Origin of the sequence: Psychroserpens damuponensis, from assembly GCF_000826655.1 — a bacterium.
In the GTDB taxonomy this organism is placed as follows: Bacteria; Bacteroidota; Bacteroidia; order Flavobacteriales; family Flavobacteriaceae; genus Psychroserpens; species Psychroserpens damuponensis.
Genome location: NZ_JXJO01000012.1, coordinates 1 through 19,920 on the forward strand (window position 1 = coordinate 1; position 19,920 = coordinate 19,920).

A 19,920-nucleotide genomic window follows, 5' to 3' on the forward strand; every position below is an offset into this window, starting at 1 on the left:
ATACACCATCAGCAAGTATTACAGGTTTAGACTTTGAAACAGAATATGAAGTTTGGGTAAGAGCAGATTGTGGTAGTGGAATATTTAGTGTTTGGTCAGGACCTACGAATTTTACAACGACCATTCAAACTAATTTTGATATCGATTGTGCCGCAGGACCAATATCTGGGTTTTTGTGCTATGGAAATAATAACTCCGAAATATTTACTTATACAAGTTCAGATGGGACACCTCTTAACTTAACATTTAATACAGGAGAGGTTGAAGGAGCTCCGTTTGATTTCTTAGTTGTTTATGATACAGATGGGACAGAATTATACAATGATGAAGGAAATGATGGAGATATTTCAGGATTAACTTTTCAATCAACAGGAGACACAATTTCATTTCAAATTACATCAGATGGATCTGTTAGTTGCGAGTCAGGTACTTTTACTGATGGAATTAATTATACAGTATCATGTGCAACTTGTATAAATCCAGTAGCTTCATATCAAATTATTGATGACTGTGCTAATGGAAATCAGTTCCTAGTAGATGTGAATGTTACGAGTTTAGGAGATGCAACATCTTTAACAATATCAAATAATATTGATGGAAATACGGTATCCGTATCAGCAACAGGTGTGTATCAAGTTGGTGCATTCCCGTTTGCTACAGATGTAATCATTACTTTAAGCAATGATCAAGATGTCAACTGTATAATTAATAGTTCTGCCATTAGACTAGAAGCTTGCCCTCCAGATAATGATAACCCATGTAATGCCACAGTTGCAGGAGTTAATGCTGACGATAGTTGTACCATATTTACCTCAGGTACATTATTAGAAGCTACAGATTCTGGTTTACCTGTTGGATCTTGTGCTGGTGATCCAGATGACGATGTATGGTTTGAATTTACAGCGTTAAATGAATTTCAAATTATACAATTGACTAATATAGACAGTAGTGGCTTTTTCGAAAATCTTGACCACGCTGTTTATGAAGGTACTTGTGATGCTCCTGTAGAATTATATTGTTCTGATGCTGATGCTAGTTTGACTCCATCACTAACTGTAGGTAGTACTTACTATGTCAGAGTGTTTTCTGCTGATGATGAGCCTGTAGATTATACATTTGATTTATGTATTAGACCAGGATCAGGGAATGTATCTGTAGATCAAACAACATATACTATTGAAGAACTAGTTGTAGATATTTTAATTAATAGTCCTTGTGCTCAAATTACTAATATTACCTCTTCAACTGGAACAGATTTCGGTGATGTTAATGGTATTGGATATTTCAGTTCTGATGAAGGAAGTTTCCCATTTGAAGAAGGTATTTTATTAACTTCTGGTGATGCCTCTTTAGCTGGTGGTCCTAATTTTAATGCAATGAGTGATGGTGGTTTTGCTTGGGTTGGAGATGCTGAATTAGATGCTGAAGTTGGAATTAATTCAAATAATGCTTCTATAATAGAATTTGATTTTGTGCCATTATCTGATGAGATTAGTTTTGATTTCTTAATGGCTTCTGAAGAATATAACGGAGCAACAGGTGGTACTTTTGAATGTACTTATTCTGATGCCTTTGCGTTCTTATTAACCGATGAAAATAACATAACTACTAATTTAGCCGTGTTACCAGGAACTACTACACCAATATTGGTAACTAATATTCACCCAGAAAACCCTGGATGTCCTGCTATTAATGAAGAATACTTTGGCGGATATACACCTGATAATTTACCACCAATGTCATTTGATGGTAGAACTGAAGTATTTACAGCATTTTCGGCTGTTAATATTGGTGAAACGTATCATATTAAATTGGTGATTGCAGATGCCAATGATTCTGCTCTAGATTCTGGTGTATTCTTAAAAGCAGGAAGTTTTGATATTGGTGAAGTTGATCTAGGAGTAGATATTACTGTAGAAGCAGGAACAGCTGCTTGTATTGGAGAGCAAGTTATTCTTGAAACACAAGCACCTTCTGTAGCTCACGTATGGTTTAAAGATGGTTTCCAAATTGACGGAGAGACAACTAATATTTTAGAAGTGACTGAAGAAGGAACTTATACTGCTCAAATTATATTTTCACCTTCTTGTATAATTTCAGATGCAATTTTAGTTGAATTCTTACCATTACCAATAGCAAACACACCTCCAGATTTAGTTGGATGCTCTATAGGTAATGATACAGCAGTGTTTAATTTACCAGACAATGACGCTGCAATTCTAGGTGATACTCAAAGTGCAGTAGATTTTACGGTATCATATCACTTTTCTGAACAAGATGCTATTGATGGTGTTGATCCACTTATGAGTCCTTATACTAGTGAGTCAGACCCTCAAACGGTATATGCCTTAGTAACAAATAATGAGACTGGTTGTACAAATACAACAAGTTTTAATTTGGTATTAGGTACTGAACCAGAAACTACTTTTACTGAAGATTTTGATTATGAAGTTTGTCCTGACGCGGTTGTGCCTATTATAATAGAGGCTACTCCAGTTAATTATGATGCTTCTGAAGTATCATTTAGTTGGTATTATGCTTTTGATGCTAGTGCAACACCAGAATTAATCCCTGGAGAAAATGGTTTAACACTTCCTGTATTACTAGGAGGAATTTATACCATCGAAGTTACTTTTAATGACACAGGTTGTGTAGCTTCTCAATCGCAAGAAGTCATACAACTAGAAAGCTGCTTTATACCACAAGGTATCTCGCCAAATGGTGATGGTATGAATGATAGTTTTGATTTAAGTAACTTTAGAGTGACTAGATTGGAAATCTTTAATAGATATGGATCTTCAGTGTATCAAAAATCAAACTATGTTGATGAATGGGCTGGTCAATCAGACAATGGTGATGAGTTACCAGTTGGTACTTATTTCTACTCTGTAGAATTTGAAGATAGAGAAAGTGAAACAGGTTGGGTATATTTACAAAGAGAAAAATAATCAGTAATTATATTTATAAAAAAAGCCACATCGATTGATGTGGCTTTTTTTATTTTTAATAGTCGTGTCTAGCACGCTATGATTTTACAAGTCGAATTTAATCCCTTGTGCTAAAGGTAATTCATCAGAATAGTTTACTGTATTTGTTTGTCTTCTCATATAAACTTTCCAAGCATCAGATCCAGACTCACGTCCACCACCTGTTTCTTTTTCGCCTCCAAAAGCACCACCAATCTCAGCACCAGAAGTTCCTATGTTTACGTTTGCGATACCACAATCTGATCCTGCATAAGACAAGAATTTCTCAGCTTCTTTCATTTCGTTCGTCATTATTGCAGAAGATAATCCTTGAGCAACACCATTTTGCATAGCAATAGCATTTTCAACATCTCCAGAATATTTCATTAGGTATAAAATTGGAGCAAATGTTTCATGTTGTACAATTTCAAAATGATTTTCAGCCTCAATAATTGCTGGTTTTACGTAGCAACCACTTTCGTAACCTTTACCTTCTAAAACACCACCTTCAACTAATACGTTTCCGCCTTCAGATTTTGCTTTTTCAATAGCAGCTAAATACGTTTTAACAGAATCGTGATCAATTAATGGACCAATATGATTTTTTTCATCTAATGGATTTCCAATGGTTAACTGACCGTAAGCACCAACAATCGCATCACGTACTTTATCGTAAACCGATTCGTGAATTATTAAACGACGTGTTGATGTACAACGTTGCCCACAAGTTCCTACAGCTCCAAATACAGCACCTGGAACCACTACTTTTAAATCTGCAGTTGGAGTGATAATGATAGCATTATTACCTCCTAACTCTAATAAAGATTTTCCAAAACGCTCAGCTACTGTGGCACCAACAATTCTTCCCATTCTAGTAGAACCTGTTGCAGATACTAAAGGAATTCTATGGTCTGTAGTCATCATTTCACCTACTTTGTAATCGCCATTGATGATACAAGAAATGCCTTCTGGCAAGTTGTTTTCTTTTAAGATTTCAGCAATAATATTTTGACAAGCGATTGAGCATAAAGGTGCTTTTTCAGAACCTTTCCACACGCAAACATCACCACAAATCCAAGCTAAAGCCGTATTCCAAGCCCAAACAGCTACAGGAAAGTTAAATGCAGAGATGATCCCAACTACACCAATTGGATGCCATTGTTCTCTCATGACGTGTCCTGGACGTTCAGACGGAATTGTTTGTCCGTTTAATTGTCTAGATAAACCAACTGCAAAATCACAGATGTCAATCATTTCTTGAACTTCGCCGTAACCTTCTTGTAAAGATTTACCCATTTCATAAGATACTAATTTCCCTAAAGGCTCTTTTAAGTCTCTTAATTTATTACCAAATTGACGAACTATCTCACCACGTTGAGGAGCAGGCGCATCTCTCCAAGACAAAAATGCTTTTGTAGCTGCATCCATTACTTTATCGTAATCTTCTCGTGTTGTCGTTTTTACTTTTCCTATTAACTGTCCGTCAACTGGAGAATACGATTCAATAATCTCTCCATTAGAAAAATTGTTAGAACCAGTAGATGTTCCGTTATTGATATCACTTACACCTAATTGTTTTAAGGCGTCTTTTATTCCGAAATCGGTAGCAATTGCTTCCATATATGATTAAATTTTATGAATTATTAAATTATCACGCGAAGATACTAATAAATTATCATTTTCTACAGATGCCATATAACGATTGCATTAAGTTTAAAGCCTTAAAAAAGTTAAGATTATGAATTAATTAGTCACTTTGCATTACGAATTCTTTTAAAACCTATACACATTCTATTTTATGCCTAACGAATCGTTTTTTTACCTCGCATTTCAGCAATAAAATAGTAATTTTGAATAGTCGTCCTCATTGACATTTAAATTCTTTTGCCATGAAAATCAAACCACTTTACATTATTATTTTCTGTTTTACTGTACTTTTTTCTTGTAAAAAGCAAGCTACTATTACCGAGCAAACAGATAACCTTTTCAAATTTAGAGACTATATTAGTTATACCTCATCTGGATTACAATCCGTTACAACTCCAATTAGAATCAACTTAGCGTCACATGTTGAAACTTGGGTGCAAGGTCAAGAATTAGATGGAGATATTGTGCGTCTTTCTCCTCATACCGATGGGACATTAACAGTATTAAATACCCATACTTTAATCTTTACACCAGACGAACATCTAGAGCCTGCAACAGAGTATACAGTTAAAGTGAAATTGGATGAGATTTACAAAAACATGCCTAAAGATTATGAGGATTATGTGTTTCAATTTAAAACCATTACACCAAATTTTAGTATCAATACCCATGCTCTACAATCGTATAGTAAAAAATGGCAATACATTGAAGCTGTTATCAAATCTGCAGATGTAATTTCAATTGAAGATGCCAAACAACTTATTGAAGCTACTCAAAATGGAAAAACATTAAAACTAGAATTCAACGAACTTAACGAAGCCTCAAAGCAGTTTGATTTTAGAATTGATAGTATTAATCGTTTGGTTGAGGATTCTGAAATTGTCATCAAATGGAATGGTAAATCTATAAAATCGGATAATATTGGTGAGAACAAAATTCAAATTCCTGGTATTAATAATTTTAAAATCGTGAATGTTGAGCCTTATAAAACGCCAGAACAATTTTTATATATTAATTTTTCTGATCCCATAAAAAACAGTCAGAATTTTGATGGTTTAGTGACTATTCAAGGCGTTAAAAAACCAAAATTTGTGGTAGTTGGTAATGTATTAAAAGTGTATCCAGACACGAAGTTGGTTGGTAATATTCAGGTGGATGTTTTTCAAGGTATTAAAAATGAAGATGGTTATAAGTTAAAGCAGCCGTTTTCCGAAGCGATATCATTTCAAGAAATAAAACCTGCAGTTCGCTTAATTAGTAATGGGACGATTTTACCAAATTCTAATGATCTAAAATTCAATTTTGAAGCCGTAAACTTGAGTGCTGTTGATGTGAGAGTTATCAAAATTTTTGAAGATAATGTGTTACAATTTTTACAAGACAACCCTTTAAATAGCAATAATAAAAACGAAATTAAACGTGTTGGTCGTCGCATTGCAAAACAAACAATACAGTTGCAATCTCCTGCCGAAAACACAGGAAAATGGAAAGCCTACAGCATTGATTTATCTAAATTTTTTAAGGCAGATGCTGGCGCCATTTACCGTATAGAAATTGATTATAATAAAAATTATTCGTTGTATGACTGTCAAGCAAACCCAAGTGGGTCATTAAATGAAGATGACGAATATGATGATTATTACTACGAAGAAGATTACTATTATGAAGGTGATTATGCTGAAACCTCAACTGAAGACGACGATTTAAAAGAAGAAGAATATTGGGATAATCGCACCTACAGGTATAGAACTTACAGCTACAACTGGAGACAACGTGACAATCCTTGTGACGATGCTTACTATGATGACAACAAAATAATAGCTCAAAATTTACTCGCATCTAATTTGGGTGTTATTGCAAAGCAAGGCGCAGATAATACGTACTATTTTGCGGTAACTGATATTTTAAGTACAAATCCTGAGGCTAATGCTAATGTGAAATTGTTCAACTTCCAGCAACAAGAAATTGGATCTGTGTTTACTAACAGTGAAGGTTTAGCAACTTACGAAGCTAATAAATATGCATCTTTCGCCATTGTCACCAAAGGTAATAATACGAGCTACATGAGACTTACCGACGGAAATTCTCTTTCTCTAAGTAAGTTTGATGTTTCAGGAAACAGACTACAACGCGGACTAAAAGGCTACATCTACGGAGAACGTGGTGTTTGGCGTCCAGGAGATTCGTTGTTTTTAACATTTATACTAAATGATAAAGCTAATGAACTCCCAAAAGGTCATCCTGTAAAAATGGAAGTTACAGATCCCAACGGAAAACTAGTATACAAAAATGTAACGACAGATAATGTTAATAATTTTTACAAGTTTATAGTACCAACGTCTTCGGAAAGTAAAACCGGAAACTACAACGCTAAAGTATCTGTTGGAGGTGCTCAATTTTATAAAGCGCTCAAAATTGAAACTGTAAAACCTAACCGTTTAAAAATTAAAATTGATTTTGATGAAGAGATTTTGTCGAGTAAAGATCTATTAAATGGAACATTGGATGTAAAATGGTTACATGGAGCACCAGCCAAAAATATTAAAGCAGAAGTTAAAGCAAAGTTTAGTGCCTCCTATACCAATTTCAAAAATTTTAAAGGGTATGTGTTTAACGATCCAACACGACAATTTAATACCGAAGAACTTAATGTATTTGAAGGCAATCTTGATGACAATGGAACTGCAACCATCAATACAAGACTAGATATTGGTAAAAATGCTCCAGGAATGCTAAACGCACAATTTTTAGTGAGAGCTTTTGAAAATGGAGGTGATTTTTCACTAGATGCCTTTACAAAACAATATTCACCATATGACTCTTATGTTGGTCTAAAATCTCCAGAAGGTAATTATTATGGATCATATTTTACAGACACTAATCAAACGTTTGATTTAGCCGTTGTAGATAAAGATGGAAAACCTATTAAGCGTGATAACCTTGAAATAAAAGTCTATAAAGTAGAATGGCGTTGGTGGTGGAATTCCTCTTACGACAACTTATCAAACTACGTATCTAGCAGTTACCACAGGCCAGTTTTAGACCAAAAAGCATCTACAGGAGCAAATGGCAAAACAACATTTACTCTAAAGATCCCTGAAAATGATAGAGGTCGTTACCTCATTAGAATTTATGATCCTGTAAGTGGTCATGCTACAGGACGTACCGCCTATTTTTATAAAAATTGGTCTGGTATGTCAACAGGTAATGACAAAGAGGCTGCAAAAATGTTGGTATTTGCTAGCGATAAGGACAATTATAATGTTGGAGAAACTGCAACAATAAAATTCCCATCTGGAAGCGAAGGTCGTGCTTTGGTGAGTATAGAAAATGGATCTGATGTGATTGATTACAAGTGGGTAAAAACTGAAAAAGGAGAAACTACAGTAGACATCCCAATTACTTCAGAAATGGCACCAAACGTTTTTGTTAATATTTCATTATTACAACCTCATGCGATTACAAGTAATGATTTACCAATACGTTTATTTGGCGTCATTCCTATTATGGTTGAAGACCCAAAAACCATTCTTGAACCAGAATTACGTATGGCAAGCGTTTTGAGACCAGAACAAGAATTTGAGGTTTTTGTTTCAGAGAAAAACAATAAAGCCATGACTTATACCATTGCAATGGTTGAAGAAGGTTTGCTAGATTTAACCCGATTTAAAACACCTAATGCATGGTCTGAGTTCTACTCTCGCGAAGCGCTAGGCGTAAAAACTTGGGATATTTTTGATGATGTTATAGGAGCCTATTCAGGAAGTATAGATCAAGTATTCGCCATTGGTGGTGATGGTAGTGCTGCAAAAGGCAAGAATAAAAAAGCGAATCGTTTTAAGCCTGTTGTGACCTATTTAGGACCTTTTAAACTAGAATCAGGAAAAAATAATTCGCATAAAATCAAACTCCCAAATTATATAGGAGCGGTAAGAACCATGGTTATTGCAGGAAATAATGAGACTGAAGCTTATGGTAGCACAGACAAATCTGTAGAGGTTAAAAAACCATTAATGGTATTAGCAACCTTACCAAGAAAACTAAGTCCAGGAGAAAAAGTAACGCTTCCGGTCACTGTTTTTGCTATGGAATCTAAAGTGAAAAATGTAAACCTTAGCCTGAAGTTGAGTGATGGAATTTCGGTAGTTGGCAATGCCACACAAAAATTGACTTTCGCTAAACCTGATGAAAAAATGGCATTCTTTGAATTGGATGTTTCAAAAGCAAAAGGCATTAATACAGTAGAGGTTATCGCTACAGGAAATGGTGAAAAATCAACTTATAAAGTAGAATTGGATGTGACCAATCCAAACCCAATTACCTCAAAATATGAAAATGGTAAATTGGAGGCTAATGCTTCGGAAACATTAGAATTTTCAACCTTTGGCGTTCCAGGAACTAATAGTGCTACTGTAGAGTTTTCAACACTGCCACCAATGGACTTTTCTAAGCGATTACAGTATTTAATTCGCTATCCTCATGGTTGTGTTGAACAAACGACGTCTGGCGTATTTCCGCAGTTATACTTAAGCGACATCTTCGATTTAAAATATGAGAAGAAACAGGAAATCCAATCCAATATAGAAAACGGAATCAAACGTTTAGGCAATTTTCAAAGACCAAGTGGTGGCTTAAGCTATTGGATTGGAGAAAATACGGCCAATGATTGGGGAACAAGTTACGCAGGACATTTTATGATAGAAGCCGAAAAGAAAGGATTTGTATTACCACTAACCTTTAAAAGTAATTGGTTACGTTACCAAAAACAGGCAGCCAGAGATTGGCGACCTAGTTATAGAAATTACAATTCAGATTTAGCGCAAGCGTATAGATTATACACTTTAGCATTAGCTGGAAGTGCAGATTTAGCATCGATGAACAGGTTGCGTGAATTCAGTGAAATTTCTAACGAGGCAAAATGGCGATTGGCTGCTGCGTATGCATTAGCCGGACAAAAAGAAGCGAGTGACAAATTATCACAACGCGCAAATATAAGTTTCAAACCTCAAAAGTACAATTACTACACGTATGGATCGGTTGATAGAAATAGAGCCATGGCCTTAGAGACCATGATTATTACTAAAAACCCGAAAGCGCGTGAGCTTGCAGAACAAATTGCTAAAGATTTATCAAGTAACCAATGGATGAGCACGCAAACCACAGCCTACAGTTTATTGGCAATGGCAAAACTCGTTCAAGCTAATGGTGGTAAAGACATGAATCTCACTTATACTTTTAATGGTAAAACTGAAACGATAACAACCAAGAGCGCTATTGCACAAAGAGAATTGGTAGTTAAAGATGGCTCAAACACTTTAGAACTCAAAAATAGTATTGGTAATTTGGTTTATGTAAGAGTTTTAAATTCTGGTCAATTACCATTAGGTCAGGAGTTGGTTGAACAGCGTGGTTTAACAGTTTCTGTGATTTATCAAGATCTTAACGGAAATCGCCTAGATGTAAATAAGCTACAACAAGGTCAGGATATTGTAGCAAGAATTACAGTAAATAACACATCTGATAGTAGATTATATGACGTGGCTTTAACACAGATCTTTCCGTCAGGTTGGGAAATTGTCAATACACGTTTTACAGATTTTGGCGACACCACAACCAGTCAAGCACGCTATACAGATATTCGTGATGATCGTGTAAATTTCTATTTTGATATTGGCAGCAAAAATAGCAGAAATAACAGTGGAGAAAAAGTATTTACAGTTATGCTTAACGCTGCCTATTTAGGAACCTATTATTTACCTGGCACACAAGCAGAAGCCATGTATGATAATGATTTCTTTGTGAGAAATAAAGGGCGTTGGATTGAGGTTGTAAAGTGATAAAAAACCACCTCGTCTTTGGTTTCTTTACTAAAACCAAATCCACTCCTCCTTGAAAATAAGGAGGAGAATTAAATAGAACCTTTATAAAAAAACGGTTCTAACTTAAATCTATAGATCTAAATTAATTCCTTCCCTTTTTTTTAGGGAAGGTGGTTTCAAACTCATTAAAGCGTTTGGAGACGGAAGGGTTAAAATAACTCTAAGTACAAAACATATGTCAAACATACATAACAGAAAATATTTAGAACCATATAGAAAAGAACTCAGAAATAATGCAACCTCAGCAGAAGCAACATTATGGAATCACCTTCAGAGAAAACAACTAAATAATAGAAAATTTAGAAGGCAGCATAGTATTAAAAATTATATTGTTGACTTCTATTGTGCTTCGGAAAAATTAATTATTGAATTAGATGGAGCTGTTCATTTCGATTTTGCGACATCCAATCAAGATAATGAACGAACTCAAAATTTAGAAGCTCTAGGTTTTAAATTAATAAGATTTGAAAATAAAATGGTTTTTGAAGATATTGATTTTGTGTTAAAAGAAATTGAAAAACAGTTTAAGGATTAAAACCACCTCGTCTTTGGTTTCTTTACTAAAACCAAATCCACTCCTCCTTGAAAATAAGGAGGAGAATTAAATAGAGCCTTTATAAAAAAACGGTTCTAACTTAAAAAACAGTATCGTATTATGATTAAAAACAATAAGCCATATTACGCAGTAATTTTTACCTCAACACAAACCAAAAATATCAAGGGTTATGCTGAAATGTCTACCCAAATGGAAAACTTAGCCAAACAACAAGAAGGATTTTTGGGTATTGAAAGCGCAAGAAACAATAGTTCGACTGCGATTAACGAAACAATTGGGATTACAGTTAGTTATTGGGAAAATCTAGAGTCGATAAAAAAATGGAAACAACAAACCAATCATTTAATTGCGCAACAAAAAGGACGAGATCATTGGTATAATTGGTATAAGGTTAGAATTTGCAAAGTAGAACGTGAGTATAAATTTGAAAAATAATCAAGAAATCCCCAAATTGTGGGAAGTGCTATGAAACTAGTAAACTACATTAAAAAACACAAAAAGAAATCTATCGTTTTGGCGATACTCCTTCTTGTGTACACATTTTGCCTTCCACGTGATTTATTCAAAGACCCAACGGCAACTGTAATTACGAGTCAAACTAATGAATTATTAGGTGCACAAATCGCAGCTGATGGTCAATGGCGATTTCCGCATAATGATAGTATTCCAGAGAAATTTAAAATCTGTATTGTACAGTTTGAAGATGAGTATTTTTATGACCATCCTGGTTTTAATCCTATTTCAATTTTCAAAGCTCTAAGGGATAATATCAGTTCTGGAAAAGTAAAACGTGGTGGTAGCACATTAACACAACAAGTGATTAGATTATCTAGAAAAGGTCAATCAAGAACTTATCTAGAAAAACTAAAAGAAATTATTCTAGCCACACGTTTAGAACTAAGGGATTCTAAACAAGAAATTCTAGCTTATTACAGTAGCAACGCACCTTTTGGAGGTAATGTTGTTGGTTTAGATGCTGCATCTTGGCGTTATTTTAATAGAGGTGCACATCAATTATCTTGGGCAGAAAGTGCCACTTTAGCGGTTTTACCCAATGCACCAAGTCTTATTTATCCAGGAAAAAACCAAAAACGACTCTTAGAAAAGCGCGATAGATTGCTAGCTAAACTCGTAGAAAATGAAATTATAGACAGCTTAACGTATCAATTATCCATTTCCGAAGAACTACCTCAAAAACCCTACGCGTTACCGCAAATCGCACCTCATTTATTACAAAAAGTAGCGACAACTAATCGTGGAGAGCGCATGCAAACAACCATTGACGGTGATCTTCAAGAACGCATTAATTTTATTGTAAAAAACCAATACAATATTTTAAAACAGAATGAAATTCATAACGCTGCGGTTTTAGTTTTAGATGTGCATACGCGTAAAGTTTTGGCCTACGTTGGCAATACACCTACCGATAGAAAACATCAAAAAGATGTAGATATTATTGATAAGCCACGAAGTACTGGTAGTATTTTAAAACCTTTTTTATATACAGCCATGTTGGATGCTGGAGATTTATTACCCAATACTTTGGTGACAGATGTGCCAAGTCAGTTTGGGAGTTATAACCCAGAGAATTTTAACAAACAATATGATGGTGTTGTGCCTGCAAGTCGCGCTTTGTCTCGTTCACTAAATGTTCCTGCGGTACGAATGCTTCAAGATTTTGGATTGGATCGTTTTCATCAATACCTCAAACAATTACAACTCAAAGATTTAAAATATAATGCCAATCATTACGGATTATCACTCATACTTGGAGGCGCAGAAAGCAATCTTTGGGACTTATGCAAAAGTTACGCATCTATGTCGTCAACGCTTAATCACTTTTCTGAAACGTCGAGTGAATATTACACCAATGAGTTTGTAGAGCCTACGTTTTTTGCTTCGGAAATTGTAAACTTTGGAGATAGGTCTGCTGAAAAATCACTGTTTGATGCTGCATCCATATACCTTACTTATGAAAGTTTAAAGAAAGTAAACAGACCTCAAGGCGATGAAAGTTGGGAGTTTTTTGATGATTCTAAACAAATTGCTTGGAAAACAGGTACCAGCTTTGGGTTTCGCGATGCTTGGGCAATTGGCACAACAAAAGATTATGTGGTTGGCGTTTGGGTTGGTAACGCAGATGGTGAAGGTCGTCCAGGATTGGTAGGTGTACAAACTGCAGCTCCAATTTTATTTGATGTGTTTGATGTGTTGCCAAATAGTGACTGGTTTGCAAAGCCTTATGATGAAATGCAAGAGGTAACCATTTGCTCAAAAAGCGGACATCGAGCATCAACTAATTGCGATATAACAGAGCAAAACTTTATTCAAAATAGCGGATTGAAAACAGCTCCTTGTCCTTACCATATTTTAGCGCATGTTGATAAAAATGAGACCTACCAAGTGAATTCTTCATGTGAGAATTTGAGTGATATTGTTCATAAATCTTGGTTTGTATTATCGCCTTTAAAAGCGCATTATTATAAAAGTAAAAATCCGTTTTATAAGCCCTTACCTAAATTGCGTTTGGATTGTATGGGTGAACATCAAGCATCAATAGATTTTATTTACCCTAAGGAGAATAACTCTATATTCCTTCCGAAAGATTTCGATGGCGAAACCAATGAGCTCATATTAAAAATTGCGCACTCCAAACCAGCATCAAATGTGTATTGGTATCTTGATGAAACTTATGTTGGTACAACGCGAGATATTCATGAACTGGCAATTCTTCCGAAGAAAGGCAACCACACCATAACCGTTGTTGATGAATTTGGAAATGAGGTAAAACGTTTGATTTCTATTTCAGAATAAAAAACCTCATATAAATTATTACCTTTGCCTTTATAATTTTTAAAATCATAAACAATGTACGATGTAATTAAGATGATTCACTCTTATTGGGCTTACCTAGTAGTAATTATGCTAGTTGTAGCCACTTTTAATGCGCTAATTAAGTTTTTTGGTAACAAAGAATTTCACGCTGTAGATTTTAGAATTTCTTTATTTACCTTAATTGTAATGCACATTCAATTATTAATTGGTTTGATATTATACTTTACATCTCCTTTTGGGTTAAAAAATATAACTAATAATGGCATGGGTGGTTTAGATTCTTTTTCTAGACTTTTAGCTGTAGAGCATCCTTTTGTAGGTATACTTGCGGTTACGTTTATTACCATTGGTTATTCAAAACATAAAAAGAAACTGACATCTAAACCAAAATTTAAAATGTTAGCTATCTTTTATACGTTAGGGTTTCTTCTAGTATTATCTAGAATTCCTTGGTCAAATTGGTTTTAAGGTATTCTACAAAAATAAAAAATGCGCTATTAGTTAATAGCGCATTTTTTATATCATTAAGTGAGAGCTTTACTCTACCACCTCTTTTATTAAGTGAACATATACTGGAAAGTGATCACTAAACCCATCTGAAAAACCACCATCGGCAAAGCTTCTAAATGGATAACCTTTCCAGCGACCTCTTTTGTTAGTTAAGTATTGTTTATTGTGTATACCTGCTCTATAAAATCTAAACGAAGAATAGTCATCTTTTTTGATTAGTTCTTTAGTAAACATGATTTGATCAAATAAACTCCAAGCATCTCTATAGGCAGTAGTTCCTAAACCTTTTTTAGTAAACATGTTTTCATAAGGATTATAAATATCCTTTAGTTCAACATCTTCTTTATTATTTTTAGCGTTTAAAACACCTTTAACACTTTCATTTGTTGGATCATCATTTAAATCTCCCATAATAAAAATCTTAGCATAAGGATCTTTTACCATTAAAGAATCTTTAAGGTACTTGCTCACGCCAGCTGCAGCAACACGATTTGGTCTACTACGTGCTTCACCACCACTTCTTGATGGCCAGTGATTAACTATCACATGAATAAGATCACCATCTAACTCACCACTTACTAATAGTTGATCTCTAGTATGCTTACGTTTTCTCGTTTTATTATCGTAGATTTTAACCTCATATGAGCCATGACTAATTGGTTTAAACAGTGATTTTTGATATAATAATGCAACATCTATACCTCTAGCATCTGGAGATTCGTAATGAATAATACCGTAATCTTTAGCAAGGAGAAGCGGGTCATTAACAACATCAACTAATACTTGTCTGTTTTCAACTTCACAAACACCAATAACGGCTGGAGTATTACCTGTCACATCTGCACCAATATCTGCAATAACGCGTGCCATATTTTTTACTTTTTTGACATAAACCTCTTCTCTGTTAGCTTTCATTTCCATAATTGGACTAGCTTCATCAAACTTGGTTGTGTCATTAATAGTATCAAATAAATTCTCTAGGTTGTAAAAGGCAACTGTGTGAATTTTAAAGCGTTTCTCCTTTTTTTCCTCTTGGGAAAAACCACTAAACGTGATTAAAAAACAAAAAATTGCAAATGGAAAATGTATTAGTTTCATAGTATGTATATTATTTTAACATTATGATATTAGCAAATGTTGCGCCAAAAGTATGTATTTATTATAAATAATGTAAATTTGCAAGCTTTTAAATCTTAAAATTTAGTTAAGCAAGATCTATTAATCATTAAAATAAGGTATGAAGAAAAGTTTTTTTATTTTATTATTCGGAATTTTCACTGTGCTTACATCGTTTGGACAAGACACTATTGTAAAGGGTAGTGTACTAGATGGTGTTACTGGTGAACCTATTCCTGATGTAACTATTACAATTGAAGAAACCGGTCAAGTTGTAAAAACCGATGTTAAAGGTGAGTTTCAATATCCTGGCATTGTCCCATTGGGAGAACAAGTATTAAAAATTGAGAAAGACGGTTATGTAACTAAACGTTATCCAATTGTTGTCAACGAAGGTAAAACAGTTGATATAAGTGGAATGACATTGAGTATTGATGTGTCTGACTCTGTTGATTTATTTACAATTTCATTAACAGACGATGAATTAAATGATGATACTAGTGCTTCAGATAATATTTCTGGGTTACTGCAATCTTCACAAGATATTTTTCAACGTACTGCTGCGTTTGAATTTAGTTCTTCTTTCTTTAGAGTTAGAGGTTTAGATTCTGATAACGGTTCTGTTTTAATTAACGGAATTGAAATGAACAAAATCTATAATGGTAGACCTCAATGGAGTAATTGGGGAGGACTTAATGATGTCATGCGTAACCAAGAGTTGACTTCAGGGTTAACACCTTCAGCGTATAACTTTGGAGGTATTTTAGGAACCTCTAACATTAACACTAGAGCTACTGCTTATAGACAAGGAGGTCGAGTAACGTATTCGTCTTCAAATAGAAGTTATACTAATCGTGTCATGGCTAGTTATTCTTCAGGTTTAGTTGAGGGAGGTTGGGCTTATAGCTTTTCTTTAGGAAGACGTTGGGGAAATGAAGGTTTTCAAGATGCGTCTTTATATGATGCTAATTCATTTTTTGCTTCCGTAGAGAAAAAAATAAATGATAAGCATAGTATTAACTTTACTACAATTTATGCGCCAAATAGAAGAGGGAAATCTTCTCCTAATACTCAAGAAGTTTACGATTTAAAAGGTATTAAATACAACGAATATTGGGGTTATTTAGATGGTGAGAAACGAAATTCTCGTATTAAAGAAGTTGAAGAGCCAATTTTAATGTTAAACCATTATTGGGATATTAGCAGTAAAACTTCTTTAAATACAAATGTTGGTTATCAATTTGGTAAATTAGGAAATAGTCGAATAGATAATTCTGGTGGTGGAAACCCTAGTCCTGCGTATTACCAAGATTTACCTAGTTATTTTTTAGCCGATGATGATGGTCCTGATAATGCTGGAGCTTATATAGCCGAGCAGAACTTCATAAACGATGGTCAACTTGATTGGGAACGTATTTTAGATGCAAACCTTACAAATAATGACCCAACTAATGGTGGAGCAAGACCTGCTGCATATGTTTTATATGAAGACAGAAGTGATGATAAACAATTAACCATAAATTCAATTTTGAGCTCAGAGATTAATGAGAATATCTTATTAAATGCCTCTGTTAACTATAAACGATTAAAATCAGAAAATTTTGGTGAGATTATTGATTTACTAGGATCTAATGTTGGTGCATTAAATGTCGATGCTTTTGACGGTTTCCAATTTGACGCTCAAAATCCTGACCGTATCGTAGGTGAAGGTGATAAATTTAGATATAACTATAATTTATTTGCAAATGTAATTTCTGGTTATGCTCAAGGTCAATTTAAATATAATAAAGTAGATTTTTATGTATCTGCAAGTGTTACAAACACAACTTACCAAAGAGAAGGCTTATGGGAACACAGTAGATTTGCTGGTGATCAGTCTTTAGGTAAAGGAGATGAATTATCTTTTACAGGGATTGGAGCTAAAGGAGGATTTACTTATAAAATTACAGGTAAGCATTTATTAGATGTTAATGCTGGTTATATCACAAGAGCTCCTTCATTGCGAAACACCTATTCTAACTCAAGAGAGAATAGTAGCGTAGTAAGAGGTATTACTGAAGAAAAAGTGAGCTCTTTTGATGCAAGTTATATTTTTAGATCTCCAATTGTAAAAGCTAAACTTACAGGATACTATTCTAAAATTGCAGATGCTAATGAAGTAGGATTTTATTATGCAGATGGTTTAAGTGGTTTTGATATTGAAGACAATGACACTTCGGCATTTGTACAAGAAGTGTTACAAGGGATAGATAAAAAGCATATTGGAGTAGAATTTGGTATTGAAGCGCAAGTTACACCAACTATTAAATTAAAAGGAGCAGCTTCTTTAGGTCAATATACTTATGATAATAATCCTGATTTATACTTAACGTCTGCTAGTTTTACATCAGAAGATGGTGCAATTTCTTATGGAGAAGCTAACTTAAAAGATTATAAAATTGCAGGAGGTCCTCAACGTGCCGCTTCAATTGGTTTTGAGTATCGCGATCCTGACTACTGGTGGTTTGGAGCAACAGCAAACTTTTTCTCTAATGCTTACGTAGATATTAATCCACTAACGAGAACAGAGAACTTCTACTTAGATGCTGATGGATTACCATTTAATGATTATGATGAAAACATCGCTAATGAGTTATTAAAACAAGAAGAATTTGATGATTATATGGTTGTTAATCTTGTAGGTGGAAAATCTTGGAAAATAGGTGAATACTATGTTGGATTTTTTGCAAGTGTTGGAAACTTATTAGACAAACAATACAAAACTGGTGGTTTTGAGCAAGGTAGAAATGCCAATTACAGAGAATTAAGAGATGATAGTACCAATCCTAAACGTGTGTTTGGACCTAAATATTGGTATGGACGTGGTACAAATTACTTTGTAAATGTGTATTTTAGATTTTAAAAAAAAAATAATTATGAAAAAAATAATATTAACACTTATGAAAACGAATAAAATTTTTACACTGTTCACGATTATAGCAATGAGTTTTGCTGTGACATCGTGTGTACAAGATGATGATTATACAGTGCCTAGTAGTTTAGGAGATGAAGAAAATGCACTTTTAAACAATTTATTATCAGGAGACGCAATTGAGGTTACAATCGCTCAAGTAAAAGATATGTATTTAGTTGAATTTGATCCAGCTGATAATGCAGCAGTACTTATTGAAGAAGATATCTATGTAAAAGGATATGTATCGTCATCTGACCAAACTGGAAACTTCTTTAAAGAGTTTTATATTCAAGACAGTCCTTCTAATCCTACAGGTGCTATTAAAATAGCAATTGATCAAGTAGATACTTACAATCAATTTAACTTAGGTAGAGAGGTGTATGTCAACTTAAAAGGGCTTTATGTTGGTGAGCAAAGAATTGAAGATGGTGTGGTAACAATTGGTGGTGACTCTGAAACAGATTCATTTGGTACTACTGTTGTAAGACTAAATGAAATTCAAAAAGCAAGACAAGTGTTAAGATCTCCAAATACAGAAGTTATGGAGCCATTAGTAACTACTTTCTCTCAATTAAATGGAAATTCTGTTGGTTTATTAGTGAGCATCATGAATGCTGAATTTGCTGACGATTTAGCAGGAGAAGCTTATTTTGATCCTATTCAATCTTTTGATACTCAAAGAAGGCTTCAAACTTGTGAAGGGACATCATATACAACGTTTAACTTAGAGACTAGTAGTTTTGCAAACTTTAAAAATGATCCTTTGCCTTTGGGTAATGGAACAATTACAGCAGTTGTAAATAAAACTTTTGATGGATCTAGTTTAATCTTAGCATTAAATTCTCCTGATGATGTTAACTTTACTGAAGCTCGTTGTGAGTTGATAGATATTAGCGACTATGAAATTATCTTCGAAGAAGATTTTGATGGTGGATTGAATGGATGGAGTGTAATAAACACTGCTGGAACTAGAGAATGGTATGCAGCATCTTTTGGAGGAGTATCTTATATTAGAGGTTCGGCATATAATGGTTCGGCAGCAGAAGAAATGGTTAGTTGGTTAATTTCACCATCTTTTGATTTTGATGCTCAATCTGATCAACAATTAGTATTAGAAATTGCTGATGCCTTTAGTGATGCAGGAGAAGAGCCTTTAAAAGCTTACTACTCTAACGATTATGTAGCAGGAAGTGACCCTTCAACAGCAAACTGGACTGAAGTTGGTGCTGCCGAAATAGAAGCTTTGCCTATCAATAATGGTTTTTTTGATAACAATTACGATGCAACAAATTTTATTGATATTTCTGCAGCTACAGGTAATGGTGTAATTGCTTTAGTATACGATAGTGATAATGCTGCGATTTCTTCAACAAGAGATTTAGCTAATGTTAAAATATTTTCGCCTCAATAAAGAGGTTATCATACTCATACAAAAAACCTGCTAATTCACATTAGCAG

General features: G+C 34.2%; 10 protein-coding genes. 8 read left to right on the forward strand and 2 right to left on the reverse strand.

Going from position 1 to position 19,920, the window contains the following annotated elements; all coding sequences use genetic code 11:
- The coding region (locus TD29_RS17830) for a choice-of-anchor L domain-containing protein (protein ID WP_152611477.1) at window positions 1–2,948 on the forward strand (2,948 nt) is incomplete at its 5' end.
- Window positions 2,949–3,032: 84 nt separating this feature from the next.
- Here the strand turns inward: TD29_RS17830 and amaB are convergent.
- Entirely contained in the window at window positions 3,033–4,586 is a 1,554-nt protein-coding gene (gene amaB / locus TD29_RS06585; RefSeq protein ID WP_040279702.1) for an L-piperidine-6-carboxylate dehydrogenase, read from the reverse strand.
- Window positions 4,587–4,855: 269 nt separating this feature from the next.
- Between amaB and TD29_RS06590 the strand changes: the two genes are divergently transcribed.
- From TD29_RS06590 to TD29_RS06610, 5 genes are all read left to right on the forward strand, one after another.
- Entirely contained in the window at window positions 4,856–10,450 is a 5,595-nt protein-coding gene (locus tag TD29_RS06590; RefSeq protein ID WP_040279703.1) for an alpha-2-macroglobulin family protein, read from the forward strand.
- Window positions 10,451–10,667: 217 nt separating this feature from the next.
- Window positions 10,668–11,027: an endonuclease domain-containing protein gene (locus TD29_RS06595; protein WP_040279704.1), complete on the forward strand. Its 360-nt coding sequence runs from the start codon at window positions 10,668–10,670 to the stop codon at window positions 11,025–11,027.
- A gap of 120 nt (window positions 11,028–11,147) precedes the next feature.
- Window positions 11,148–11,483 carry an antibiotic biosynthesis monooxygenase family protein gene (locus TD29_RS06600; RefSeq protein WP_040279705.1) on the forward strand — a complete coding sequence of 112 codons (336 nt, stop codon included), beginning with the start codon at window positions 11,148–11,150 and terminating at the stop codon, window positions 11,481–11,483.
- 30 nt (window positions 11,484–11,513) lie between these two features.
- Window positions 11,514–13,862, forward strand: coding sequence for a penicillin-binding protein 1C (gene pbpC, locus TD29_RS06605; protein WP_040279742.1), 2,349 nt, complete (start codon window positions 11,514–11,516; stop codon window positions 13,860–13,862).
- 54 nt (window positions 13,863–13,916) lie between these two features.
- The gene (locus TD29_RS06610; RefSeq protein WP_040279706.1) at window positions 13,917–14,351 is read left to right on the forward strand and encodes a hypothetical protein; all 435 of its coding nucleotides are present in this window, start codon (window positions 13,917–13,919) and stop codon (window positions 14,349–14,351) included.
- Between the two features lie 69 nt (window positions 14,352–14,420).
- On the opposite strand, the gene TD29_RS06615 is transcribed toward TD29_RS06610, so the two are convergent.
- Window positions 14,421–15,491, reverse strand: a complete 1,071-nt coding sequence (locus TD29_RS06615) for an endonuclease/exonuclease/phosphatase family protein (protein WP_040279707.1) — start codon at window positions 15,489–15,491, stop codon at window positions 14,421–14,423.
- 139 nt (window positions 15,492–15,630) lie between these two features.
- Between TD29_RS06615 and TD29_RS06620 the strand changes: the two genes are divergently transcribed.
- Both TD29_RS06620 and TD29_RS06625 read left to right on the forward strand, forming a co-directional pair.
- The gene (locus TD29_RS06620) at window positions 15,631–18,411 is read left to right on the forward strand and encodes a carboxypeptidase regulatory-like domain-containing protein (RefSeq protein WP_040279708.1); all 2,781 of its coding nucleotides are present in this window, start codon (window positions 15,631–15,633) and stop codon (window positions 18,409–18,411) included.
- A 13-nt stretch (window positions 18,412–18,424) separates the two neighbouring features.
- Window positions 18,425–19,873 (forward strand): DUF5689 domain-containing protein, encoded by a 1,449-nt coding sequence (locus TD29_RS06625; protein ID WP_152611478.1) that lies wholly within the window; start codon window positions 18,425–18,427, stop codon window positions 19,871–19,873.
- The last annotated feature ends 47 nt before the right edge of the window (window positions 19,874–19,920 follow it).